The organism is Mesorhizobium sp. M0615, assembly GCF_040320805.1.
Lineage (GTDB): Bacteria > Pseudomonadota > Alphaproteobacteria > Rhizobiales > Rhizobiaceae > Mesorhizobium.
This window is the reverse complement of sequence record NZ_JAMYQI010000004.1, coordinates 112,953-135,287: the sequence shown is the minus strand read 5'-3', so window position 1 is coordinate 135,287 and position 22,335 is coordinate 112,953. Positions and strand designations below refer to the sequence as shown.

General features: G+C 62.4%; 28 protein-coding genes. 14 read left to right on the top strand and 14 right to left on the bottom strand.

Annotated features, from left to right (window positions below; translation table 11 throughout):
- Positions 1–1,148: 1,148 nt before the first annotated feature.
- Together NKI46_RS07995 and NKI46_RS07990 are read right to left on the bottom strand one after the other, a co-directional pair.
- Positions 1,149–2,120 (bottom strand): ATP-grasp fold amidoligase family protein, encoded by a 972-nt coding sequence (locus tag NKI46_RS07995; RefSeq protein ID WP_023738949.1) that lies wholly within the window; start codon positions 2,118–2,120, stop codon positions 1,149–1,151.
- A gap of 89 nt (positions 2,121–2,209) precedes the next feature.
- Positions 2,210–2,788 (bottom strand): NUDIX domain-containing protein, encoded by a 579-nt coding sequence (locus NKI46_RS07990; RefSeq protein ID WP_023667531.1) that lies wholly within the window; start codon positions 2,786–2,788, stop codon positions 2,210–2,212.
- A gap of 143 nt (positions 2,789–2,931) precedes the next feature.
- Here NKI46_RS07990 and NKI46_RS07985 point away from each other — a divergent pair, with 143 nt between their 5' ends.
- From NKI46_RS07985 to NKI46_RS07970, 4 genes are all read left to right on the top strand, one after another.
- Positions 2,932–4,029 (top strand): NADH:flavin oxidoreductase/NADH oxidase, encoded by a 1,098-nt coding sequence (locus NKI46_RS07985; protein ID WP_023738950.1) that lies wholly within the window; start codon positions 2,932–2,934, stop codon positions 4,027–4,029.
- Between the two features lie 16 nt (positions 4,030–4,045).
- Positions 4,046–4,321 carry an SH3 domain-containing protein gene (locus NKI46_RS07980; protein ID WP_023688344.1) on the top strand — a complete coding sequence of 92 codons (276 nt, stop codon included), beginning with the start codon at positions 4,046–4,048 and terminating at the stop codon, positions 4,319–4,321.
- 176 nt (positions 4,322–4,497) lie between these two features.
- The gene (locus NKI46_RS07975) at positions 4,498–4,776 is read left to right on the top strand and encodes a DUF982 domain-containing protein (RefSeq protein WP_032891817.1); all 279 of its coding nucleotides are present in this window, start codon (positions 4,498–4,500) and stop codon (positions 4,774–4,776) included.
- 59 nt (positions 4,777–4,835) lie between these two features.
- Positions 4,836–5,075, top strand: a complete 240-nt coding sequence (locus NKI46_RS07970; RefSeq protein ID WP_023667535.1) for a DUF2188 domain-containing protein — start codon at positions 4,836–4,838, stop codon at positions 5,073–5,075.
- Between the two features lie 115 nt (positions 5,076–5,190).
- Here NKI46_RS07970 and NKI46_RS07965 read toward each other — a convergent pair whose 3' ends face one another.
- Together NKI46_RS07965 and NKI46_RS07960 are read right to left on the bottom strand one after the other, a co-directional pair.
- Complete coding sequence (locus tag NKI46_RS07965) at positions 5,191–5,463, bottom strand: hypothetical protein (RefSeq protein WP_023667536.1); 273 nt, start codon at positions 5,461–5,463, stop codon at positions 5,191–5,193.
- A gap of 64 nt (positions 5,464–5,527) precedes the next feature.
- Positions 5,528–6,529, bottom strand: coding sequence for an alpha/beta fold hydrolase (locus NKI46_RS07960; protein WP_352745676.1), 1,002 nt, complete (start codon positions 6,527–6,529; stop codon positions 5,528–5,530).
- 174 nt (positions 6,530–6,703) lie between these two features.
- Here NKI46_RS07960 and NKI46_RS07955 point away from each other — a divergent pair, with 174 nt between their 5' ends.
- The 7 genes from NKI46_RS07955 to NKI46_RS07925 all read left to right on the top strand — a co-directional run bounded on the left by NKI46_RS07955 (position 6,704) and on the right by NKI46_RS07925 (position 11,077).
- A complete protein-coding gene (locus NKI46_RS07955) occupies positions 6,704–7,444 on the top strand; it encodes a competence/damage-inducible protein A (protein WP_352745673.1) in 741 nt (246 codons plus the stop codon).
- A 98-nt stretch (positions 7,445–7,542) separates the two neighbouring features.
- A complete protein-coding gene (locus NKI46_RS07950) occupies positions 7,543–8,376 on the top strand; it encodes a universal stress protein (protein WP_023735339.1) in 834 nt (277 codons plus the stop codon).
- Positions 8,377–8,463: 87 nt separating this feature from the next.
- A complete protein-coding gene (gene gpt / locus NKI46_RS07945) occupies positions 8,464–8,964 on the top strand; it encodes a xanthine phosphoribosyltransferase (protein ID WP_023667540.1) in 501 nt (166 codons plus the stop codon).
- Positions 8,965–9,172: 208 nt separating this feature from the next.
- Positions 9,173–9,670 (top strand): NUDIX hydrolase, encoded by a 498-nt coding sequence (locus tag NKI46_RS07940; protein ID WP_023667541.1) that lies wholly within the window; start codon positions 9,173–9,175, stop codon positions 9,668–9,670.
- Between the two features lie 185 nt (positions 9,671–9,855).
- Positions 9,856–10,176: an ArsR/SmtB family transcription factor gene (locus NKI46_RS07935; RefSeq protein ID WP_023681541.1), complete on the top strand. Its 321-nt coding sequence runs from the start codon at positions 9,856–9,858 to the stop codon at positions 10,174–10,176.
- Positions 10,173–10,637, top strand: coding sequence for an SRPBCC family protein (locus tag NKI46_RS07930; protein WP_023681542.1), 465 nt, complete (start codon positions 10,173–10,175; stop codon positions 10,635–10,637). Before NKI46_RS07935 ends, NKI46_RS07930 begins: the two co-directional genes overlap by 4 nt.
- Before the next feature lie 26 nt (positions 10,638–10,663).
- Positions 10,664–11,077: a GFA family protein gene (locus NKI46_RS07925; protein ID WP_023681543.1), complete on the top strand. Its 414-nt coding sequence runs from the start codon at positions 10,664–10,666 to the stop codon at positions 11,075–11,077.
- Positions 11,078–11,120: 43 nt separating this feature from the next.
- Here the strand turns inward: NKI46_RS07925 and NKI46_RS07920 are convergent, their stop codons facing one another.
- The 6 genes from NKI46_RS07920 to NKI46_RS07895 form a co-directional block, all read right to left on the bottom strand.
- Complete coding sequence (locus tag NKI46_RS07920) at positions 11,121–12,926, bottom strand: ABC transporter ATP-binding protein (RefSeq protein ID WP_352745669.1); 1,806 nt, start codon at positions 12,924–12,926, stop codon at positions 11,121–11,123.
- A gap of 389 nt (positions 12,927–13,315) precedes the next feature.
- Positions 13,316–13,726, bottom strand: a complete 411-nt coding sequence (locus tag NKI46_RS07915; RefSeq protein ID WP_023825636.1) for a GNAT family N-acetyltransferase — start codon at positions 13,724–13,726, stop codon at positions 13,316–13,318.
- A gap of 114 nt (positions 13,727–13,840) precedes the next feature.
- Positions 13,841–14,746, bottom strand: coding sequence for an NAD(+)/NADH kinase (locus tag NKI46_RS07910; protein ID WP_352745666.1), 906 nt, complete (start codon positions 14,744–14,746; stop codon positions 13,841–13,843).
- Positions 14,747–14,759: 13 nt separating this feature from the next.
- Positions 14,760–15,644: an SPFH domain-containing protein gene (locus NKI46_RS07905; RefSeq protein ID WP_023695413.1), complete on the bottom strand. Its 885-nt coding sequence runs from the start codon at positions 15,642–15,644 to the stop codon at positions 14,760–14,762.
- Positions 15,645–15,678: 34 nt separating this feature from the next.
- The gene (locus tag NKI46_RS07900; protein ID WP_023681548.1) at positions 15,679–17,394 is read right to left on the bottom strand and encodes an NAD+ synthase; all 1,716 of its coding nucleotides are present in this window, start codon (positions 17,392–17,394) and stop codon (positions 15,679–15,681) included.
- A gap of 62 nt (positions 17,395–17,456) precedes the next feature.
- Positions 17,457–18,173, bottom strand: coding sequence for a DNA-3-methyladenine glycosylase I (locus NKI46_RS07895; protein ID WP_023681549.1), 717 nt, complete (start codon positions 18,171–18,173; stop codon positions 17,457–17,459).
- Positions 18,174–18,264: 91 nt separating this feature from the next.
- Between NKI46_RS07895 and NKI46_RS07890 the strand changes: the two genes are divergently transcribed.
- On the top strand, positions 18,265–18,828 hold the full coding sequence (locus NKI46_RS07890; RefSeq protein ID WP_023681550.1) for a DUF1003 domain-containing protein: 564 nt from the start codon (positions 18,265–18,267) through the stop codon (positions 18,826–18,828).
- On the top strand, positions 18,825–19,433 hold the full coding sequence (locus tag NKI46_RS07885) for a DedA family protein (RefSeq protein WP_023710611.1): 609 nt from the start codon (positions 18,825–18,827) through the stop codon (positions 19,431–19,433). The genes NKI46_RS07890 and NKI46_RS07885 overlap by 4 nt, the downstream gene beginning before the upstream one ends.
- Positions 19,434–19,436: 3 nt before the next feature.
- Here the strand turns inward: NKI46_RS07885 and NKI46_RS07880 are convergent, their stop codons facing one another.
- The 4 genes from NKI46_RS07880 to NKI46_RS07865 form a co-directional block, all read right to left on the bottom strand.
- On the bottom strand, positions 19,437–19,844 hold the full coding sequence (locus NKI46_RS07880; RefSeq protein ID WP_352745662.1) for a hemerythrin domain-containing protein: 408 nt from the start codon (positions 19,842–19,844) through the stop codon (positions 19,437–19,439).
- Entirely contained in the window at positions 19,834–20,022 is a 189-nt protein-coding gene (locus NKI46_RS07875) for a hypothetical protein (protein WP_352745660.1), read from the bottom strand. The genes NKI46_RS07880 and NKI46_RS07875 overlap by 11 nt, the downstream gene beginning before the upstream one ends.
- A gap of 43 nt (positions 20,023–20,065) precedes the next feature.
- The gene (locus NKI46_RS07870) at positions 20,066–20,425 is read right to left on the bottom strand and encodes a diacylglycerol kinase (RefSeq protein ID WP_023681553.1); all 360 of its coding nucleotides are present in this window, start codon (positions 20,423–20,425) and stop codon (positions 20,066–20,068) included.
- Positions 20,426–20,500: 75 nt separating this feature from the next.
- Complete coding sequence (locus NKI46_RS07865; protein WP_023681554.1) at positions 20,501–20,920, bottom strand: GFA family protein; 420 nt, start codon at positions 20,918–20,920, stop codon at positions 20,501–20,503.
- A gap of 338 nt (positions 20,921–21,258) precedes the next feature.
- Here NKI46_RS07865 and NKI46_RS07860 point away from each other — a divergent pair, with 338 nt between their 5' ends.
- Positions 21,259–22,329 (top strand): GGDEF domain-containing protein, encoded by a 1,071-nt coding sequence (locus NKI46_RS07860; protein ID WP_023681555.1) that lies wholly within the window; start codon positions 21,259–21,261, stop codon positions 22,327–22,329.
- Positions 22,330–22,335 lie beyond the last annotated feature (6 nt).

Genomic DNA, 22,335 nt, shown 5'->3' with positions numbered 1-22,335 from the left:
TTTCGAGACGACGATGTCCACCGAGCGTAGCCAGCGCGCGTTGTGCTGCACAAGGACCGAGGCAGCGGCACGGCCGCCCGGGCTACTCCAAAGGCGGCTCTTCGCTCTGTGGAGCCAAAACGGTGATATCCATCCTGGCGATTGTCGATGCGGCGCGCCCCTGGGCGCCAGAATCCGTGTCGCCACTTTCTGCCGCCATTGCCTTGGCGCGATGTCCTACGCTGTCTGCGCTTTTGCCTGGCGCAAATCCTTCGCCCGGTTCTGTCTTTGCGGGTTTCGGTCGAGTTTCAGCTGCCTGCCGATGTTGGTTTCCAATCGCCGAGACCATTGATACCTCCCCTTGATGAGGCCGCGACTGTACCTGTCAAGGCTGTAGCGAGGCTGATCACTTAAGTGGTCGGGTTGCGCCCGCTCGTAGTGGCCCTCCGATCACTGGGCTGTCGATGCCTTGGCGCTCGCGGACGTCTGGTCGGGTGGGAAGTTCAAACTCAGCCGCCCTTTGCGGCACCGGCTTCGCCCGACAATTAGGAACGATTTCGCCCGCCATGTGTTACGCAATCATGAATCTCGCGGATCCCGGATCAACAATGGCAACCGATCTTTTCACGATGCAACTCGCTGATGCTCAGCAGCGCATCAAACAGACCGAGTTCGCGCTGGTACTCAGCGAGAAAATGGTGGCTGAGAACCTCGCTTTATCCAGCAGGATACGATCGGCGAGGCGCCGAGTCCTGAAGACCGGAGGGCCTCTGGCGACAGTCGACTCAACAAGCTGAAAGAGTTCTTCAAATGATCTCGACCCAGTCCGGACGTGGGAGAGCTTGCCGGTAACCTTAGCGGTAATCGGCCGGGTCGCAGCAGGAAGCGCGCTGAAAACTTGCTCCATGAAGACTGCGGCGTCGCTATGAATCTCGCCTTGTGTTGCCGAATCCGATCTGCGCAAAGGCGCGTGGTCGAGACCAGGCAGCGGCTCACGAAGATTGATCCCAGCAGGGCAAATTGACCGCTACGGCTCAGTTGAGGCAGCACTTCGAAATCACGGCTATTGACCTGCTGAGCTATCAGTTTCCCTCGATCTCTAATCGTATGGGTTCTCCGCACCACCCTTCGCTCTTCGAGCTTCGGGGTGGCAGGCCACCGAGTAGCCGTCAAACGTCGAGATAGCCGGCGGCGACCAGCGTTGCCTTATATCGCCGGGCAAATCGGCTGGGCAAACGACTGAGGTAAGCTGACGCGCCAATATCCCAATGCGCGCCCAGTTCGCGGTCGAAGGCAGCCGGGTCGAATTGCAGCAAGCCGCTGCGTGGGTAGACCGTGAATTCTCCGAAGATCGGCTCCCCCTCCTCCTCGTAGAAATCGACACGCACCATGTCGAACTCGCTGCCAAGCGCCTCGGCTGCCTCGATCATCCGCGCCAGGCTCTTGGGACGGGGAATTTCCAGGCTCGAGTCGATCGCGCCCTGGGCAATGTTCAGCGGGCGCCAATCGCGATCCAGGTGGGCGGTATTCTTGACCGTGGAACGGAAGGCGACGACGACAATGTAGGCGACGCGGCCAGCCAGCACACAGAATTTGTAGTCGACCGGGTCATAATCCTGGTCCTTGCCGACAAGCGCTTCGACGAAAACGCGCCGCTCTATGTGCGCATAGCTGCGCTCCAGCTTGCGGGCGCCATAGGTTTGGCCAAGGTATTCCGTCATCTCGGCAATGATCGCCTTCCGGTCGGCGTTGGCCGGATCGCGAACGATGACATTCATGGCGCAACCGTGGTTGCATTTGACGGCGTAGGGGATTTTCAGGTCATCGAAGGGGATCTGGCGCGGATCGTCGCCCTGCCACAGCACCTCAGGGATGGCGAGCCCGGGAAGCCGCTCCCTGACGATTTCCTTGGACTTGAGCTTGTCGAGAAGACCGGCAAAGCGAGGATCGTCATCGAAAATCTTGCGCCAGTGGATCTTTTCCGTGAACGTCACCGGGGCTGCAAAATTCGGCAGATGCCGCATCCGCTCCAGGAAACGCTGGGTCAACCGGCGGTAGCGGACAAGCAGCGCGGCGTTCAGCAACAGGAGAGATGCCCGCGCGCTGTTTCGCTTCAGCCATGCCTTTGCGCCACGCGCCATTCCGGTGTCCTTGCAACCTGCGCAACTTCATCCGCGAAGTGGACGTGCCACCCTGCCCGCAGCAGTGAGGCACGTCGAGCTTCGCCGAGCTAGCCCTTCATCGGGTACAGTTTCAAATGCTGGATCAGGATGATCGTCTTGGCGTCGATGATGCGGCCGTCTGAAATGCCGGCCAGCGCTTCATCAAGAGGCATTTCCAGAACCTCGATGTCCTCGCCCTCGTCGGCCGCGCCGCCGCCGGCCGAGATGCGGTCGGCGGGTGAATAGCGCGCCACGAAGAACCACAGCCGTTCGGTGACGCTGCCCGGGCTCATATAGGGGGAAAACAGCCGCTCGATGTTCTGTAGGCGATAGCCGAGCTCTTCCTCGGCCTCCTTGAGGATGGCGGTTTCGGGATCGTTTTTGTCGAGCAGGCCGGCGCAGGCCTCGATCAGCGGTTCGCGGTGGCCGGTGACGTAGGCGGGGTAGCGGAACTGCCGCACCAGAAGCACCGTCTGACGCTCGGGATCGAAAGGCAGGATCACCGCGCCGTCGCCACGATCGTAGGTCTGGCGAATCTGCGTCTCCCACTGCCCGTCACGCCGGCGATAATCGAGGACGGTCTTCTTCAGGACCGCCCAGTCGTCGGACAGGACTTCCTCCGAGCGGATGCGGATACGATCTTCCATGATGAGCTCCAAGCTGTCGGCGCCATGGCGTAACCGCGAACGGTTTTGCGCGCAACCGAAACGGCGAAGCTTTCACCGCCTCGTGTCTGGTGCCGGCAACTGCCATCGCCTAAATAGCTGCAGTCCCTCTCCGGAGTTTTTTGATGACCGCAGCGCTTTTCCAGCCGATCGCCCTCGACGGCCTGACCTTTCCGAACCGTATCGCGGTGGCGCCGATGTGCCAGTATTCCGCCGAAGACGGCTCGGCCAGCGACTGGCATCTCTATCACTGGATGAACCTGGCGATGTCGGGCGCCGGCATGGTCACCGTCGAGATGACCGACGTCGAACGGCGCGGCCGCATCACCCATGGCTGCCTCGGCCTCTATTCCGACGACAACGAGGCGGCCGCCCGGCGCACGCTGGATGCAGCGAGGCGCGTCGCCGCGCCGGAAACGAAATTCGGTATTCAGCTTGCCCATGCCGGCCGCAAGGCATCCAACCGAAAGCCCTGGGAAGGCGGCGGCCCATTGCAGCCGGGCGAGGATCCCTGGCAGACCGTCTCGGCCTCGGCCATCGCCTATGACACCGGCTGGAATGTGCCGCATGCGCTGGAGGAAGATGAAATCCTGCAGCTTGTCGAGCGCTTCACTCAAGCCGCGAGGCGGGCCGCGCGCGCCGGCTTCGACTTCCTCGAGCTGCACGCCGCGCACGGCTATCTGATCTTCCAGTTCCTGTCGCCGCTTTCCAACCAGCGCACCGACCGCTGGGGCGGCTCGCTGGAAAACCGCATGCGTTTCCTCATCGAGATCGCCAAATCGGTGAGGAAGGCAGTTCCAAACCTGATGCTTGGCGCCCGCCTGTCGGTGAAGGACTGGGTCGATGGCGGCTTCGAGGTCGACGAGGCGATCGAGGTGGCCAAAGCCTTGAAGGCGCTTGATGTTGCCTATATCTGCTGTTCGAGCGGCGGCAATTCGCCGTTGCAGAAGCTGCCGACCGGCGCCGGCTATCAGGTGCATCTGGCCGAAGCGGTGCGCAAGGGCGCCGGCATCCCGACACGGGCTGTCGGCCTGATCGACGATCCCTCGCAGGCAGAGGCGATCGTCGCCGACGGCCGCGCCGACATGGTCGCGCTGGCCCGCGCCTTCCTCGCCGATCCGCGCTGGGGCTGGCGCGCCGCCGCCACCTTCAGCGAGAAAATCCATCCCGCGCCACAGCTCGCCCGCTCGGTGACCACGATGCAGCACTGGACGAAGGGCTGAACAGGCTGCGCCGACGGTGGTCGCGCTGTCGTTCGCCGCGTCGTCTCCGGTCGGCGCGCAATATTGCGAAGGCACGGTGCACGGCCTGTCCAGGCACTACGATCTCGATACCGGCAGCGGGTTTCTCGCCGTGCGCGCACGGCCGAACTCGTCGTCGCGCATGATCGGGCAATTGTTCAACGGCGACCACACGGAGATTTTCGACCGCCGGGGCAACTGGTACCAGGTCGAAATCGGCGGACGGACCGGCTGGGCCAACGCCCACTGGCTGCGCAACGACTGCGGTTACTGAGACGAACGATTGCGGTTGCTGAGACGCCAATGCATGTCGCCCAAAAGTGGGACCCGGTTTTGGGACAACGACATGCATTAAACAGAAATCAAAAGCGCGTCGCAAACGCGACGCGACGTTTGGGCGCAGGCTGACGGCCATTTTTGCAACCATATTGGCTGCTTTGCGTTGCGGCCATCATGGATAACAAACCTTTTGAAACCCCGGTCGTGGTCGAACTCGGCCATGTCGGCAAATATCGCCAGATCCGCAGCACCCAGGAAGCGGCGGAGTGTCTGATGACGGTGTGGCCGCTCAACCGCGGCCCGCGCCATCGTGATGCTCTCGACACTTGCCTCAAAGTGCTGGAAGGTTATCGTTCGACGGCCGATGCACGCAGGGCTTTGATCGAAGCGGCCAAGGAATCGGAAGTGCTGGTTCCCGAAGACCGGCTGCCAGACGCCAAGTTGCATTGAAGCCCAAATTGCAATGAAAAACGGGCCGCATTGAGCGGACGGACGAACCGGAGAATTTCATGGCGAAGCTGACTTACAAGATCGTCGAGCATGACGGGGGCTGGGCCTACAAGGTCGGTTCGACATTCTCGGAGACATTCCCGACCCATCAGGATGCGCTGCGCGCCGCCGAGATCGCCTCGGCCGAACAGCAGATCGCCGGCGCCACGGACGGCATCCAGTATGAGGATGCCGAAGGCAAGTGGCACGACGAACTGGCCGACGGCCGCGACCGGCCGCAGACCGAAGTTTCCGACTGATCCTTGCCCCTCAGCTTTCGCTGCCGGCCGTGGATGCTCGCCTAAGCAATTCCCTTGGGAATTGCGTCAAAACAAACAGGCGGGACATCCTGCCGGTCAGTCGCCCGCGGCTTGATCACTTGCCGCAATATTGATCGTTCACGTTGGGCCTCACATTTCCATAGGGTCCTGACGGGTCGGAGGCGCACGGCCCCGTAGCGCCGCCATAGCCTTGGCTGCCGTCGGCATTGATGCTGCCGGTGGTGCTCTGGTCGACGGTCGATGACTGCTCGTTCCCGAAGGGCCACCAGCTGTGATGGTTGGAATACGTGCCGTCCGATGACTGCGCCATCGCCGATGTGGCAAGACCGATCGTCAGCACGGATGCTGCAAAAACTTTCCTGTACATTGAATTACTCCGTATCCGCCGCCTTGGGTGCGACACGGGGTAAACCGGATATCAGCCGAATGGTTCAGTGAAATTGTTGTGAGGCTGTGGTGAGGTCTTGGCCGGCGAATGCCCGCTCGGCAATGCGCTTGATGAAGGCGATGACGCGGTCCGGCTCGACGAGTTGCGGCATGTGGCCGAGGCCTTCGACCGTCTCGAAATCGAGCCCTTCGATCCTGTCCTTCATCGGCTCCCCATGTATGCGCATGGCGATGACGCGATCGGCTGTCCCGAAGAAAATGCCGGCCGGCATGGCGATCTCTCCATAGCGCTCTTCGATGCGGCCAAGATCCTCTTCGACCGCCACGAAATCGGTGGAGGTCGCATGGAAATGGCTTGGCCTCAGCCCGAGCCATCCGCCGCCATCGATCATGTAGTCGGCGGGAACGGCCTGCGGCGCGAAGATGAACTCCAGTGTCTGCCGCGCATATCCGAGGCTTGTCGGTATCGCGACGGTGTAGGACATGATCCAGCGCCAAAGCCGCGAACGGATATAGAGCAGGCTCGCTTTCTCGCGGGCGCCGGCTTCCAGATGCGTCAGCGGCGCCAGCAAAGCGATGCCGGAAATCGCGCCGGGATGCTCCACGGCCAGGGTCAGCGCGACGGCGCCGCCCAGGGAGTGCCCGACCACAAGCGGCCTTTCCAGCGCGAGCGTTTCGATGAAGCGCCTTATGATCTCGGCCTGCTCAGGCAAGCGGCCGGTGGCTCCTTTGGCCCGCACCGAATAGCCCGATCCCGGCCGGTCGAGCGCGATCAGCCGGCAACCGGGGCCAAAGCGCTCAAACAGCGTGTGGCGAAACTGGTGGAGCTGCGCGCCAAGTCCGTGCACGAACAGGATCGGCCGTCCCTCGCCCGTTTCGACATAATGGATGCGGCTGCCGTCGATCTCGACGAAGTTTCCGCTGGCCGGCACCAGCCTTTCGGCCTTGGCGGCAATCCAGAGCGTAGCGGCCACCAGGCAGGCCACGATGACGAGAGCCAGCACGGACAGGCCGGCGACAAGCCAAAGCAGAATCGATACCAGCATGTTTCACCCGGGAAGCGGACCGGCGCGCACCATCACCCACTGACGAACGCTCGGCAAGGCAGATGGCGGCTTGTGTCGGCATTGCCGCCAGTTCGATGGCGCGCTATCTCAGGCGACCTTCTTTCTGCCTCAGGCGACCTTGTCTGCCAATGGGCCTGTTTGCCGGAGCCTTCCATGCCTGAAATCGTCACTGCCGCCATGCTTGTCATCGGCGACGAGATTCTGTCCGGCCGCACCAAGGATAAAAATATCGGCCACCTCGCCGACATCATGACGGCCATCGGCATCGACCTGAAGGAAGTGCGGATCGTTCCCGACGAGGAGGACGAGATTGTCGCTGCGGTGAATGCCGTGCGCGCCCGCTACACCTATGTCTTCACCACCGGCGGCATTGGCCCAACGCATGACGATATCACCGCCGATTCGATTTCCAAGGCTTTTGGGGTGCCGTGCGAATACGACGCCAAGGCCTATGCCATGCTGGGCGAGAGCTATGCCGCGCGCGGCATCGAATACACCGAGGCCCGCAAGCGCATGTCGCGCATGCCGCGCGGCGCCGACCATATCGACAATCCGGTCTCCGTCGCGCCCGGCTTTCGCATCGGCAACGTCCATGTCATGGCCGGCGTACCGGCGATTTTCCAGGCCATGCTCGACAATGTCGTGCCGACGCTGAAGGCCGGCACCAAGATGCTGTCGGCCACCGTCCATTGCCCGTTCGGCGAAGGCCTGATCGGTGGTCCCCTGGGCGATATCCAGAAGGCGCATCCCGACACCATCATCGGCTCGTATCCGAAATATGGCGACGGCAAGTTCTGGACGGAGCTGGTCGTCCGCGCCCGCAGCCAGGAGGCGCTGGATTCGGCACGCAAGGACGTCAAGGCGATGGTGGCCGGCTTCACCGCCGCCAATTGACCCTGGGTTCGCGGCCCATCGCCGGGCCGGAACCAAGCACCGCACTCCCACGTTTTCCCTCGGGCGCAGCACGCGCCGGCAGATTTGAGGGATTTCGCATGCGCTTCAAGACCATCGTCGCCATATTGCAGAACGAACAGGACGCCGAACGCGTGCTCGACTGCGCCATCCCGCTTGCCGACCGGTTCGAGAGCCATCTCATCGGCATCCATGCCGAAGCGCTGCCCGTTCCCTACACCTCGGCAACCGGCTTCCCCGACACCGAGTTCCTGCAGGTCTCCGCCGACATGAACCGCGAGCGCGCCGAGAAATTGCAGGCGCTTTTCGTTCGGCAGATCGAGAATTCCGGCCTTTCCTTCGAATGGCGCAGCCTCGAGAGCTTTTCCGGCGACAGCGCGCTGACGGGTATTTCCAGCGTGCGCGCCGCCGATCTGATTATTGCCGCGCAGCGCGAGACCGGAGGCGACCAGAGCGCCGATGTCGACACGCTGGTTTACGATGCCGGCCGGCCGGTGCTGGTGGTGCCGCATGAGGGGCCGTTGGTCACCACATTCAAACATGTGCTGCTGGCCTGGAACGGCAGCAAGGAGGCGGCGCGTGCCGCCTTCGACGCGCTGCCCTTCATCATCGAGGCCGAGAAAACCGACATTCTGGTCATCGATCCGCCGGATACGCTGGATGACAACCCGGAAGCCGCCGGCGCCGAGATCGCCGCGGCACTCTCCAGGCATGGCGCAACGGTCAGCGTGTCGGTGCAAAAATCGGGTAATGCTTCGGTCGATGACGTCATCCAGACCCGGATCGCCGAGACCGGAGCCGACCTTCTGGTGCTCGGCGCCTACAGCCATTCCTGGCTGCGTCAGCTTTTGTTCGGCGGCGTCACGCGCACCGTGTTGCGCAGCGTGCCGGTTGCGGCCTTTTTGTCGCGGTAACTCCACAGACTGGCCCCGCCCTTGCCAATGCCCTGACTTTCCAGTTAATTCCGCGCGCATTCCACAATGGTGCGCGCGGAGTGCAGAATGTCCCTTCCCGAAAAAGCCTTTCCGGTCTCCTGGGACCAGTTCCACCGCGATGCCCGGGCGCTCGCCTGGCGGCTTGCCGGCGCCAACAAGGGACAGTGGAAGGCCATCGTCTGCATCACCCGTGGCGGCCTGGTTCCCGCCGCCATCATCTCGCGCGAACTCGGAATACGCGTCATCGAGACGGTCTGCGTCGCCTCTTATCACGACTACACCAGCCAGGGGCAGTTGCAGGTGCTGAAGGAGATCACCCCGGCGCTGCTCGCCGATGATGGCGCGGGCGTGCTGATCATCGACGACCTCACCGACACCGGCAAGACGGCAGGCATCGTGCGCGCCATGATGCCCAAGGCGCATTTCGCCACCGTCTACGCCAAGCCGAAAGGCAGGCCGCTGGTCGACACCTTTATCACCGAAGTCAGTCAGGACACCTGGATCTACTTTCCCTGGGACATGGGTTTTACCTACCAGAAGCCGATCGCCGACGATCACGCAGGCTGATTCGCGCCAGCCCCATTTCTGCCCAGACGGCCAAACCCGCCCCGTTTGCTATGAAAACAGGCACTGGAAGGGACAATATTCTGTCGAATCGACAGCTGTTGGCGGAGTTTGACGGGTCGGTGTGAGGTTTTTTACTTTTAAGACTTACACTTGTCGGTAAGATTCATACGGCGGCTAACGATTCTGAGGGCTGGGGTAGCTTTCACTGATGCTGACGACACCGGCGACACACGACCATCTGGCTGAAAGGGTCCGCAAGCTCTTCGGCACTTCGCCTTGTCGCCTGCAGGTTGCCGCTTTGCCATGGCGCAATAACGAAGACGGCGTCGAGATCATGCTGATCACCAGCCGAGACACCGGGCGTTGGGTGCTGCCGAAGGGCTGGCCCGAGGCCAGGGAGCCGCTCTGCGAGGCAGCGGCGCGCGAGGCGGGCGAGGAAGCCGGATTGCGTGGCAAGATTTCGCTTTTCGAGGCCGGTCGTTACTTCTACGCCAAGGCCCTCGCGTCCGGCGAGGAAGTCCCTTGCGAAGTGCTGGTGTTTCCGCTGCAGGTCGAGCACGTTGCCGACCGCTGGAAGGAAAAGCGCGCGCGCACCCGCAAATGGGTCAATGGGGCCGAGGCCGTACGCATGGTCAACGAGCCGGACCTCTGCCAGATCATCGCCCATTTCTGCGCCGATCCCGACAAGTTCGTCGTTAGAGCCTAGCTCACAGCCACCGCTGCATAGTCCTGCGCGCCCGCACCGGTTCTTGCCCCGATTCCGGGCTCGGTGCTTCGCTCCGCGCGCCAGCAATCCGACACTATAAATCCCTCCCCTTCAGGCCAAGCTTAGCCACAGCTTGACATGCAGGCATTTACCTGCATATTGTGTCTTCAAGATGAGTGAGACCGATGGACGCCGACAAGGTTTTCAAAGCGCTGGGCGACCCGACCCGCAGAATGCTGCTCGATCTTCTGTGTGAGAAGAACGGCCAGACGCTCGGCGAGCTTTGCGAAAATCTCGACATGGCGAGGCAATCCGCCACGCAGCACATCGATCTGCTGGAAGCGGCCAATCTGATCAGCACGGTCAAGCGTGGCCGCGAGAAGCTGCATTTCATCAACCCCGTGCCGCTGCACGAAGTCTACGAGCGGTGGGTGCGAAAATTCGAACGGCAGCGGCTGAGCCTGCTGCACGACCTGAAACAAGAACTCGAAGGAGACGACCAATGACCCGGGAAACCACCAGTTTTGTCTACGTGACCTACATCAGATCGACGCCACAAAAGGTGTTCGAAGCCATCACCAGGCCCGATATCGCCAAGCGCTACTGGGGCCACGAAAACGTCTCCGACTGGAAGCCCGGCTCGAAATGGGAACACATCCGCGCCAATGACGAACGGACCGTCGAACTCGTTGGCAAGGTCGTCGAAATCTCGCCGCCGACCCGCCTGGTCATGAGCTGGGCCAACGCCTCGCAGGCCGACGATCCCACCAAGCACAGCCGGGTGACGTTCGCCATCGAGGAATACGACACCATGGTCAAGCTGACCGTCAGCCATGACGAGCTCGAAGCCGGCAGCGGCATGGCCAAGGGCATCAGCCAGGGCTGGCCGGCCGTGCTGTCCAGCATGAAATCCTTCCTCGAAACCGGCACAGGCATCGACCTGTTCGCCAAGCCGAAATCGGCCTGAAGCAATCTGACAGCGGGAGAACGACAATGACCAGGCACTATACCGGCGGCTGCGCCTGCGGCGCGATCCGCTATGAGGCCAGCGGCGAGCCGATCTTTCAGAACCACTGCCAATGCCTCGATTGCCAGAAGCGCAGCGGTACTGGCCATTGTTCCTATGTGACCTTCGGCCGGCGCGCTGACGTAAAGATCACCGGCGAGCCGAGCACATGGCGGATGATCGCCGACAGCGGCAATGAAAAAGCCCAGGCCTTTTGCCCGACCTGCGGCACGCCGGTCTACGTAACGTTCGTCGCCATGCCGGAGGTGACGGCGATCCAGGCCACGAGCCTCGACGATCCCGGCCAGTTCGACCCGCAGGCGGTCACCTACACCGTGCGCGGCCACGTCTGGGACACGATCGACCCAGCGCTTCAGCCATTCGAGCGAATGCCTGGATGAACCAAGCAGAGCCCTATCCCTCGGATAGGGCTCTGCGTTCAGCTCAGATCACCAGGCCCTTGGTCAGTTCCAGCGCCTGCCGCTCGAACAGGCGGCGGTAGATGCCGCCCTTCAGCCGGATCAGCTCGTCATGCGAGCCTTCCTCGACGATCTTGCCACGGTCGAACACGAGCAGCCTGTCCAGCGCCCGCACCGTCGACAGACGGTGCGCGATGACCAGCGTCGTGCGGCCAACCATCAGCCGCTCCATCGCCTGCTGGATCAGCACTTCCGATTCCGAATCGAGGCTCGATGTCGCCTCGTCCAGGATCAGGATGCGCGCATCCGCCAGGAAGGCGCGCGCGATCGCCACCCGCTGGCGCTCGCCGCCCGACAGTTTCACGCCCCGTTCACCGACCAGCGTGCCGTAGCCCTTCGGCAGGCCGGTGATGAAGTCGTGCGCGCTGGCGAGCTTGGCGGCATGCTCGATCTCGGCCTGCGTGGCGTCCGGTCGGGCATAGGCGATGTTTTCCGCCAGCGAGCGGTGGAACAGGATGGGCTCCTGCTGGACGATGGCAATCTGCGCGCGCAGCGACGCCTGTGCAACCTGCGAGATGTCTTGGCCATCGATAAGGATCCTGCCGCCGCTGACATCATAGAGACGCTGGATCAGCTTCACGAAGGTCGTCTTGCCCGAGCCGGAATGACCGACCAGTCCGACCCGCTCGCCCGCCGCTATCTCCACCGAAAAGTCGCGGTAGAGCGGCAGGCGATGGCTGCCATAGTGGAAGGTGACGTTATCGAAGGCGATGTGGCCATGCGTGATCCGGATCGGCTTGGCGCCGGGCCGGTCCTCGATGCCGAGCGGTTGCGACTGGAAATCGACCAGTTCCTCCATGTCGTTGACCGAACGCTGCAAATTGCGGATATGCGTGCCGATGTCCCTGAGGTAGCCCTGCAGCACGAAGAACGAGGTCAGCACGAAGGCGACATCGCCCGCACTTGCCTGGCCCCAGGCCCACAGCATCAGCGACAGGCCGATTACTGCCGTCCGCAGCACCAGCAACATGGCGCCTTGCGTCGTGCCGTTGATGGTGCCGCGCACCCAGGTGCGGCTGGTCCGCGCGCGCCATTTGGCGACGACCTTGGCAAGACGCGTCTCCTCGCGCGTCTCGGCACCGAAACCCTTGACCACGGCATTGCAGCTCACCGCATCGGCAAGCGAGCCGCCAAGCCGCGTATCCCAGCTGTTGGCGAGCCGTGCCGCGGGCGCGACATAGCCGAGCGACAGCAGCGCCGTCACCGTGATGAACAGCAGCGAGCCGACTGCCACGACCAGCCCCATCAGTGGCCAGAACCAGCCGAGCAGCAACGTCGAGCCGACCAGCATGGCGACCGACGGCAACAACGCAATCAGGATGGTGTCATTGAGCAGGTCGAGAGCCCACATGCCGCGCGTGACCTTGCGCACCGTCGATCCGGCAAAGCTGTTGGCGTGCCAGTCGGTTGAGAAGCGCTGCACGCGATAGAACGCGTCGGCGGCGATGTCGGCCATCATCTTCAGCGTCAGCTCGACAATGCCCATGAAAGCCAGGTTGCGCAGCACCACGCCGGTCAGCGCCAAAGCGATGAGCGCGAAGAACGCCGCCATTGCCGCGTTCCACGCGACATTGTCAGCCAACGCACTGCTGGCGACGGCGTCGACCAGCCGGCCGGAATAGAGCGGCGTCAAGACGTCGGCCAGGGTCGACAGCAGGAAGCTGCCCACGATCAGCGAAAGCCGCCACGGCTGGCGCCGCCAGTGGCTGAGCGTGAAGCCAAGAACGCTGCGAAAGGCGCTTGCACGCAGATCGATTCGAAAACGAGCCATGATGTCATCCGGGCGCAAATCTGCCCGGTCCCGGTAAGGTCTGAAATTGAAAACCGCGCTGGGCAATTCGCCCGGGGCTGCGGAGGTTCGGCATAGGTGGCGGCGCGCCCGATTTGCCGGGTGGCGACCGGCATCGGCAGAAGCCTGTGCTCGACCCGGCATCGGTGCGAAGGACAAACCTTCGCCGGACGCCAGGTGAGACCTAGGCTTCGCGGCCTCGCATTACCATGTGAAATACTGCCATTCAGACCTCCCGCAAGACACTTGCGGAGAGGTCCTTATAGAGACGCCATGAAGGATCGCCAAGGCCGGGCACGTGGCAAAGCGTAACTGGTCCAACCAGTGAGGTTATTTTGCAACAACAGCCGGTCAACCCCCCTCGCTATGCGTCATTCCGGGTTACGATCGAGGCGCATGTAGCGGCCGTCGGTTGATGCCTTGAAGCCCAGCTTCTCATAAAGGCCATGCGCGTCACTGGTCGACAGGCTCCAGTGCGAGACCGTGCTGAGTTCAGGGTGGTCGATGAGCGCCTGCACCAGTTGCAAGCCAATGCCTTGGCCGCGATGCTGCGGCCAGATGATGATGTCGGCGAGATAGGCAAACACCGTACGGTCGGTGATGGCCCGGCCAAAACCGACTTGGTTCCCGTCGATATAGGCCGCGGTGCAGAACGAGTTGGCAAAGGCGCGGCGATGAAACTCATCGCTGCGGCCGGCGCCCCAATAACTTGCCATCAACAGGTCGGAGGTCGCCCGGAAATTGATCCGTGACATGTCGAAGCTGATCTCACAGTCGGGCATGGTGCCTCGCAAAGAATGGAGGGCGGCCGAATTCAGTCCGGCCGGTGATTTGGCTGCCCACGTGGCGCGCTTATGGCACCACGAGATAGGCCTTCTGGTCGGCGATCGCGATGGTCACGTCGGTGCCGGAATTGAACTCGACGAAATCGAGCTCCATCCCGTCGCTGAAGATGACGCCGCCCCTGCTCTGCCGCGAAGAAACCACCAGCGGCCGGTCGCGGGTGATGACGCCATGCACAAGCGACACGCCGGTCGTGTTGCTCGGAAACGGTTCGCGCACCGAAAGAACAGCTGTTCGCCTTCGCGGTCATAGCCTTGCGGCGGCACGGTCGGCACGGAGTTGTCACCATAGGCCGCGGCCAGTCCCGCGGCGCCCGCCATAACCGAGCGCAGCCAGCCGGTAGAGCCGGCGCCCGTGGAGATGATAATGCCGCTCGACGACTGGCGCTCGGTCCTGCCGCCATAGGTCAACTCGTAACGCGCCGAGACATGCGTCGAGGCGCCAACGAACAGATCGTTGAAGGCGATCAGCCGGCGTCCGTCATTGGAGCGCGCTTCGGCCATCACCACCGCCTGGCGCTTCGCCTTGCCGGCGATCGTCAGGCCGAGGACCTTTTCGGTATCGTCGGCATTCCACGGCAGCAACACGCCGTCGAAAAGCGCCGGGTTCGGGTTGATGCCGATCAGCGGCTGGTACGGGAGGTACTTCGCGGTGTTGGACACCAGCCCGTCCTGACCGAGCGCGATCACCGCGTCGGAGCCGAATTCGAACTGCGGGACCAGTTCGCGGTCGAGCCGCAACTGTTTGAGGCCTTGGGGAAGCGAACCCATCACCCGGTCGAGCGCCTGGTGATAGACGTCATGCGCCGCCTTGACCGGGTCGAAATTCATGCCGGCCTGCCGGAGATAAAAGCGCGCCTGTCCCTGCGTGTTGAAGCGCGTCGTCAGCTCCTCCAGCTCGGTCTTGCGGGTGACGACGATCACCCGGTCGATCGGCCTGCCGCTCTGGTCGCTTGCCACCCGAGCTTGCCTTTCAGGACCCGGCTTTCGGAGTGGAAAGCTGGCTGAGCGCGCTGGTGAGCATATCAGGCGTGATCGACAGATTGCCGACCGAACCGCCCTTTTCCGCCCAGGCCTTGAAGGCCATCGCCGTGAGCACGTGCGCCGGCGCCGACGAATAGACGGTGAGTTCGAGCTGTTGGGCCTTGGCTTCCGCCTCGGCAAGCGTCAGCTTGTTGCGCGCCTCGGTATCGACCAGCAGCTTGTTGCGTTCGGCAAGCTCGATTTCGGTCGCCAGCTCGCTCTGCTTGATCTCGCGCTCCTTCTCCACGCCCCAGGCACGGCGCCCATAGATCGCGGCATCGGCCTGGCGCTGCAGCGCCTCGCGATATTCGGTCTGGAGCGCCTTGCGGATCTCCGGCGTCGGCTGGACCGAGGTGATGTGAACCTCCTCGATCGACAGGCCGGCGGTCGCGGCAATCGGATCGTTGCGCAGGAGTTCGGCGAGATTGCCACCGAGCTTGGTCACCTCGGCCAGCGCCTGTTCCAGCGTCATGCTCGAAACCACCGCGCGGGCGCGGCTCTGTATCGCAAGCACCAGGCGCTCGGCGATCTTCTCCCGGCCGTCGCCGACGACGTCGGCACGGCTGAGCTTGGCGCTGAAATCAAAACCTTCGGCTGCCTTGAGTGGATCGATGATGCGGTAGCTGACCGACCCCTGGATTGCCAGATCCTGGAAATTCGCCGTCGTCTCGGTGAAGATGAAGGGGTTATCGAGCGACGTCACCGGCACCATCGCTATCGTGGTGCCGAACGTGCCGTACCAGAAGGAGATGCCGCGCCCCTGCTCCCTGATCTTGCCGTTCTTGAAGCGCAGGATGTGATACTCAGGTGTTCCCTTGAAATAGCTGATAAACATGCGTCCCCCAAGGTTCATCAATTTAATCAGATGTTTAGCCGCGATCCCTGAAACGGTTGGTGATGGGATAGCGGCGGTCGCGGCCAAAATTCTTCCGGGTGATCTTCACACCCGGCGCCGCTTGCCGGCGTTTGTACTCGGCAATGTAGAGCAAATGTTCGACGCGCGTCACCGTCGCCCGGTCGTGGCCGCGCGCCACGATGTCGTCGACGCCCATTTCGTTCTCGACCAGGCATTCCAGAATGTCGTCCAGCACCGGATAGGGCGGCAGCGAATCCTGGTCGGTCTGGTTCTCGCGCAATTCCGCCGACGGCGCCTTGTCGATGATATTCCTGGGGATCACCTCGCCTGAGGGACCGAGCGCGCCCGGCGGCACATGGCTGTTGCGCCAGCGCGACAGCGCATAGACCTGCATCTTGTAGAGGTCTTTTATCGGGTTGAAGCCGCCATTCATGTCGCCATAAAGCGTGGCGTAGCCCACCGACATCTCGCTCTTGTTGCCCGTGGTGACGACCATCGAGCCGAACTTGTTGGAAATCGCCATCAGGATCGTGCCGCGCGCGCGGCTCTGTAGATTCTCTTCGGTGATGCCTTCCTTGGTGCCTTCAAAAAGCTGCGCCAGCGTGTGTAGGAAACCCTCGACCGGTTCGAAGATCGGCACGATGTCATAGCGGCAGCCAAGCGCACGGGCGCAATCCTCGGCATCCTTCAGCGAATCCTCCGAGGTATAGCGGTAGGGCATCATCACCGCCCGCAGCCGCTCCTCGCCGAGCGCATCGACGGCCAATGCGGCGCAGATCGCCGAATCGATGCCGCCGGAGAGACCCAGCACGACGTTCTTGAAGCCGTTTTTATTGACGTAGTCGCGCAGGCCGAGCATGCAGGCGCGGTAGTCCGCCTCCTCGCGCTCGGGGATTTTCGACATCGGCCCTTCCGAGCAGACCCAGCCGTCGAACTCTTCTGCGTTTTGCGCGCCTGCGGCGACGCGGTTGCGCTTCCAGGTGGTGACGTCGACAGTTTCCTCGAACTGGCTCATCTGGAAGGCGAGCGTCTTGTCGGCGCCGATGGCAAAAGAGGCGCCGTCGAAGATCAGCTCGTCCTGGCCGCCGATCTGATTGGCATAGATCATCGGCAAACCGGTCTCGATGACCTGGCGGATAACGACCTGATGGCGCACGTCCATCTTGGCGCGGTAGTAGGGCGAGCCGTTCGGCACCAGCAGGATTTCCGCGCCGCTCTCGGCCAAGGTTTCACAGATGCCGACGTCGCCCCAGATGTCCTCGCAGATCGGAATTCCGATGCGCACACCACGGAAGTTGACGGGTCCCTGAGCCTCGGGCCCGGCCTGGAAGACGCGCTTCTCGTCGAACTCGCCATAGTTTGGCAAATCGAGCTTGTAGCGCTCGGCGAGGATCTTGCCGCCATCGGCGACGATGATCGAATTGTGGGTGCCGCTCTTGCGCTTCAGCGGCGTGCCGATGATGACGCCCGGCCCGCCATCGGAGGTATCCGCGGCGAAATCCTGAGCGGCCTTCTCGCAAACCTTGAGGAAGGCCGGCTTCAGCACCAGATCCTCCGGCGGATAACCGGCAAGGAAAAGCTCGGTGTAGAGCACGATGTCGGCGCCCTGGCGGGCGGCATCCGCCCTCGCCTCGCGCGCCTTGGCAAGGTTGCCGGCGACATCGCCGACCGTCGGGTTGAGCTGGGCAACGGCGATGCGCAGAATATCGGGTGCGGTCTTCTGGGTCATCTGTGCGGTTTAGCGCGGCAAATTTGCCCGAGCAATGGCGTTCGTTTGGACCAATTCGGTGATCAGTCGTCGCCCATATATTCGCGCAGCGATTGCGGCGAATGGTTCTCTCCGATCGACATCGCCAGAATGCGCGAAATGTGCCGGCGCGGCAGGCCGGTTTCCTGCGCCCATTTGTTGATCTGCGCCTGAATCCTGTCGAGATCCCTCTTCGACGTCGGGCTTTCCGCAATGTCGAGGCCGGCGTCACGCAAAGCCGCAACCATATCGGCCGAGATGACGAAGGCGTCCCATTGCAGCCAGCGCAGGAAATACTGGCCGGTGTTGCCGCCAAGCCGGCTGCCATGCTTGCCGAGATACGCCATCAGCCCGACCTGGTCGTCGTCAGGCCACTCCGCGAGGAATTTGCCGAAACCGCCATGTTCCTTCGACACACGCTCAACGAAGGCGGCGTTGTCGCGGACGGATTTGATCTTCTGCGGGTTGCGCACAATGCGTTGATCAGCCGTCAGGTCGTACCAGAAGTCATCAGGTTGAAACAACAGCCGTTTCGGCTCGAAATGGAGAAAGGCTTCCTCGAAGCCCGGCCATTTCTGTTCGATGACGCGCCAGACGAAGCCGGCGGCAAACACCCGCTCGGCCATCGTCGACAGGATGCGATCGTCCGTAATGTCGGCAACGGCAGCATTGTCAGGCGCCGGCCCGAGCAGCGAGGTCAGCACCGCGTCGCCGCCTTTGCGTTTTGCAGCACGGGCGCGAATCTTCGCGAAATCGGGCATCCTGCATCCTCGCGCCGCGCTTTTGACGAAACGCCATCTTCCTATATGCAAACGAGGCTGCCAAGCCGACGCTTTTCCTATGGAGACATCCATGCACAAAACCGTGCCAGAACTGGCCAACCGCTGGCTGAAGCGAACGCCGGAGGGCCTCAGCGAGCTCGAGCGGCGGGTGTTGCAGAGCACTGTCGACCGCAAGCCCATCTCGCAGGATATCAACGACAGCCTCACCGGCCTTCAGGGCGCCGGCGACCGGATCGCCGATGCCATTGCCCGCATCGGCGGCTCGTGGACGTTCATCCTGTCCTTCATTGCTTTCCTGGTGCTGTGGATCGGCGCCAATTGGTGGCTGCTCGGGCGAGACTCGTTCGACCCCTACCCCTTCATCTTCCTCAACCTGGTGCTGTCGATGATCGCCGCCTTGCAGGCGCCGGTGATCATGATGTCGCAGAACCGACAGGCCGCGCGCGACCGCATCGACGCCGCGCATGACTATGAGGTCAACCTCAAGGCCGAGATCGAGATCATGGCTCTGCATGAAAAGCTGGACGAACTGCGCCACAGCCAGATCATCTGCGTGCGCGAGGACATCGCGCGCCTGGCCGAACAGGTGAACCGCATAGACGAAAAACTGTCGGGCCGGCAAACCTCTCAATGACCGGGATCGTCCATCACCTCATCGAGCAATATGGGTTGATCGCGGTTTTCCTGGGCTGTGTCGCCGAAGGCGAAAGTGCGGCCATCCTCGGCGGCTTCTTCGCCCATCAGCATGTCTTCATCCTCTGGAAGGCTTTCCTCGCGGCCGCCATTGGCGCCTTCGTCGGCGACACGTTTTTCTTCATTCTCGGCCGCAGCTTTGCCGACCATCCCAGGGTGCTGAAACTGAAGGCGAGGCCCGGCTTCAACCACGCCTACCGTCTCGTCTCGTCCCATCCCAACATCTTCGTCCTGTCCAACCGCTACATCTATGGCCTGCGCCTGGTCGGCGGCATCGCGGCCGGTTTCGCCAGCATTTCGGTAGCGCGCTTCGTTATCCTCAACGCGGTGTCGTCGCTGGTCTGGGCGGCTTTGTTCTGCGGCGTCGGCTACGTCTTCGGCCTCGGGGCCGAGCAGATGATCGGCAAGGCACTGCTCCATCACGAACGGCTGCTGATCGCGCTTGCCATAGGTCTGGCTTTCGCCATCCTTGCCTGGCTCATCGCCCGCACCGTCGCCGGCAAGGAGCGCGCCAAGGACGCCCGCGACAGCGAAACCACATCGTAAGGTTCAGTCGTCGTCCTCGACCAGAGCCCGGTCGCCGCGATCGAGGATCAGCGGGATGATGAGATCTTCCTCGTCGGCCAGATGCCGCTTCAGCGTGGCGATCAGCCGGCTGTTCTCGTCCGCATAGGCGTCGGCGGCGAAGCGCTGCCTGTCCTCGCTCTCCTCGAGCGTGCGGATGAAGGCGTTCGCCGTCTCGGCGTTGCGCTCCAGCCCCTCATGAATGGTGTGATGGTCGGCATCGAGGATTTCGAAGCCGCGCTTCAGGCGCGGCTCCGCCTTGGCGAAAGCCGGGAAATATTGGTAGTCCTCGACATTGTGGTGGCCGTCGAGATTGCCGAGAAAGTGGTTCAGCCGCGGCGCGAACCAGCGCGCGAAATCCGGCGCCGTCAGCCTGCCTTCGCTAGTCGCCAATGCCGGTGGTGAGCATGCCGCCCAGCTCTCGGAACATGTCGTGCCGCTGCAGCCACATGTTTGCCATGCCGTGGATGTTGGCGTGGCCCTGCCATGTCTCGCGCGGATATTTTTCCGCCAGCCAGCGCAGGTCTTCCGGCAGGCCGGCTCTTTCAAGCAGCAGAAAATTGGCTTCCACGACGTCAGTCTCCTTTGGTGACTAACATATGGGAGCGTTCAGATCAGATCGGTAGTCCCGTGATGCGCTCGATGAGGGCGATTCCCCAGACGCCGGCGACGATAATAACCGAAATCAGCACCGCCAGCGAGCCGCAGTCCTTGGCGAGCTGGATGTCGACGTTGAACTCGCGACTGAAGGCATCGCAGGCTGCCTCGATGCCGGTGTTCAGCACTTCGACCATGATGAGCAGCAGCACCGCGCCGATCAACAGCGCGTAGCCGCGCCACGAGACCGAGACGAACCAGCCGAGCGGCAGCGCCAGCACCAGCAGCATCAGTTCCTGCTGAAATGCCCTTTCGCTGGCGGCGAGCTTGCGAAAGGCTCGCACAGAATTGAAGTAAGCACCGATCAGCCGCTGCATGCCGCATCCCCTTCGAATCACCGGCAGGGGATATCGCAATGGCTGGATCAAGGGAATAAGGCAGCCGCCGCAAAATCACTCCTCCGCAACCTTGATCGGCGGCGTCGACTTCTCGAACTGCGGCAGTCCATCGTCGATCGTATAGTAATCGCCCTTGTCGCCGACAAAGATGTGGCATTGGCCTTCGAGCCCGGTCGGGTTGTCGAACGATCCGGCCAGAACTGAGACATAGGCATCCTGACCCGGCTTCCAGAACAGCACCGAGCCGCAGATCTTGCAAAAGCCGCGCTTGGCAAAGGAAGACGATTCGTACCAGCTGATGTTGTCGGCGCCGGTTATCGTGATGTCGCCGTCGGCGACGTTGGTCGCGGCGTAAAAATGCCCGCTCTGCTTGCGGCACTGCGAACAGTGGCAATAAATGACGCCGCGCAACGGCCCTCGCGTCTGGAAACGCACGGCTCCACACAGGCAAGATCCGCTGTGGTTGTTGCTCATCCCTACCTCCACCAGCCATCGTCCACGGCTTCGCCGCTGGCCGAGAGGATTTCAGTTTTGCCGCAGCCGGGCACCGGCAAATGCGACATGGGGTGGGCGTGTTCGGACCTGACCTCAGGATCTTTGCAAACCATTTCTGCAGCCTGCGGTAGAACGGACGCGTTACCTGGCGGCAAATTAAGGAAACTTTAGCGCCGGCGCATCTATGGTCGTTGCCAAGCGAATGTCGCGATTGGGGACGTGTCTTTCGCAGGATGATCCGAAATACGGCTGGCACTCTCCGGTCGGCGGCATCTCGCACGGTCTGCGATGGTTCCCAGAGGCAGAGTGAACAGAACATGCAGCCGGCAGCCGTCCAGACCGACCGAAACAGCGACATTGCAACAGCCGTTGTGGCGACCATGCGTCAGCTCGGCGTGCTTGGCCTGCCGCGCAATTACGAAATCTTCTACGAAGCACTGAAAGGCACCAATCGCGAACTCGGCCTGGCCGTCGTCGCGCTGGGCAACCAGCCGACGCAGGACGATCTCGACCGCATCGGCCGCGCTTTCTTTGCCCAGCATCACGGTCCCGGCATTGTCGAGCAGGCGCGCGACGTGCTGGCCAGGGAACTCGAGGACATCGCCTTGCTGCTGCGCAGCGAACGTAGCCATATCGAGAAATACGGCAAGATCCTCGATGAGACATCGAGTGGCCTCGCCAACCGCAGCCTGCTTTCGCAGGATCTGCTGCAGAAGGTCGCCAGCGCCATGGCGGCGGCCACCAACTCGACCCTCGACCACGGCAAGCAGGTTGCAACCACGCTGAGCGACAAGACGGCGGAACTGGAGAGCGTCAAGTCGAAGCTTGAGGAGTACAAGCGGCTCGCCGACACCGACCCCCTGACCCATATCTGGAACCGCCGCGCCTTCGACAAGCAAATCACGGCGATTTACACCTCCAACAAGGGGATCCTGTTCAACGCCCTGATCCTTGCCGACATCGACCATTTCAAGGGTGTCAACGATCGCTACGGCCACCCGGTCGGCGACAAGATCATCCAGATCGTCGCTGAAATCTTCCAGACCAGCATCCGTGAAGACATGTTCGTAGCCCGCACCGGCGGCGAGGAATTCGCGCTGATCGTCGAGGGCGCCAGCGAGGATACCACTTACGAGATCGCCGAACGCATCCGCGTGCTGATCGAACAGACGCCGTTCACCAGCAGCCAGACCGGCGCCAATTACGGCACGGTGACCGTTTCCATGGGCATCTGCATGGCTTCCGAAGCGGAAAGCCCGGAGGATCTCTACACCAAGGCGGACCGGGCGCTCTACCGCTCCAAGGTTGGCGGGCGCAACCGCGTCACCCGGCACTCGACAATGGCCGGCCGCACCGGCAAGAACTGGCTGCTATACAAGAAAGACTGACGCTTC

Bases quoted from the DNA above. Each gene is read 5' to 3' on its own strand.
- NKI46_RS07995 (WP_023738949.1), bottom strand. From the start codon at position 2,120: ATGGCGCGTGGCGCAAAGGCATGGCTGAAGCGAAACAGCGCGCGGGCA.
- NKI46_RS07990 (WP_023667531.1), bottom strand. From the start codon at position 2,788: ATGGAAGATCGTATCCGCATCCGCTCGGAGGAAGTCCTGTCCGACGAC.
- NKI46_RS07985 (WP_023738950.1), top strand. From the start codon at position 2,932: ATGACCGCAGCGCTTTTCCAGCCGATCGCCCTCGACGGCCTGACCTTT.
- NKI46_RS07970 (WP_023667535.1), top strand. From the start codon at position 4,836: ATGGCGAAGCTGACTTACAAGATCGTCGAGCATGACGGGGGCTGGGCC.
- NKI46_RS07965 (WP_023667536.1), bottom strand. From the start codon at position 5,463: ATGTACAGGAAAGTTTTTGCAGCATCCGTGCTGACGATCGGTCTTGCC.
- NKI46_RS07960 (WP_352745676.1), bottom strand. From the start codon at position 6,529: ATGCTGGTATCGATTCTGCTTTGGCTTGTCGCCGGCCTGTCCGTGCTG.
- NKI46_RS07955 (WP_352745673.1), top strand. From the start codon at position 6,704: ATGCCTGAAATCGTCACTGCCGCCATGCTTGTCATCGGCGACGAGATT.
- NKI46_RS07950 (WP_023735339.1), top strand. From the start codon at position 7,543: ATGCGCTTCAAGACCATCGTCGCCATATTGCAGAACGAACAGGACGCC.
- gpt (WP_023667540.1), top strand. From the start codon at position 8,464: ATGTCCCTTCCCGAAAAAGCCTTTCCGGTCTCCTGGGACCAGTTCCAC.
- NKI46_RS07940 (WP_023667541.1), top strand. From the start codon at position 9,173: ATGCTGACGACACCGGCGACACACGACCATCTGGCTGAAAGGGTCCGC.
- NKI46_RS07935 (WP_023681541.1), top strand. From the start codon at position 9,856: ATGGACGCCGACAAGGTTTTCAAAGCGCTGGGCGACCCGACCCGCAGA.
- NKI46_RS07930 (WP_023681542.1), top strand. From the start codon at position 10,173: ATGACCCGGGAAACCACCAGTTTTGTCTACGTGACCTACATCAGATCG.
- NKI46_RS07925 (WP_023681543.1), top strand. From the start codon at position 10,664: ATGACCAGGCACTATACCGGCGGCTGCGCCTGCGGCGCGATCCGCTAT.
- NKI46_RS07920 (WP_352745669.1), bottom strand. From the start codon at position 12,926: ATGGCTCGTTTTCGAATCGATCTGCGTGCAAGCGCCTTTCGCAGCGTT.
- NKI46_RS07915 (WP_023825636.1), bottom strand. From the start codon at position 13,726: ATGCCCGACTGTGAGATCAGCTTCGACATGTCACGGATCAATTTCCGG.
- NKI46_RS07905 (WP_023695413.1), bottom strand. From the start codon at position 15,644: ATGTTTATCAGCTATTTCAAGGGAACACCTGAGTATCACATCCTGCGC.
- NKI46_RS07900 (WP_023681548.1), bottom strand. From the start codon at position 17,394: ATGACCCAGAAGACCGCACCCGATATTCTGCGCATCGCCGTTGCCCAG.
- NKI46_RS07895 (WP_023681549.1), bottom strand. From the start codon at position 18,173: ATGCCCGATTTCGCGAAGATTCGCGCCCGTGCTGCAAAACGCAAAGGC.
- NKI46_RS07890 (WP_023681550.1), top strand. From the start codon at position 18,265: ATGCACAAAACCGTGCCAGAACTGGCCAACCGCTGGCTGAAGCGAACG.
- NKI46_RS07885 (WP_023710611.1), top strand. From the start codon at position 18,825: ATGACCGGGATCGTCCATCACCTCATCGAGCAATATGGGTTGATCGCG.
- NKI46_RS07870 (WP_023681553.1), bottom strand. From the start codon at position 20,425: ATGCAGCGGCTGATCGGTGCTTACTTCAATTCTGTGCGAGCCTTTCGC.
- NKI46_RS07865 (WP_023681554.1), bottom strand. From the start codon at position 20,920: ATGAGCAACAACCACAGCGGATCTTGCCTGTGTGGAGCCGTGCGTTTC.
- NKI46_RS07860 (WP_023681555.1), top strand. From the start codon at position 21,259: ATGCAGCCGGCAGCCGTCCAGACCGACCGAAACAGCGACATTGCAACA.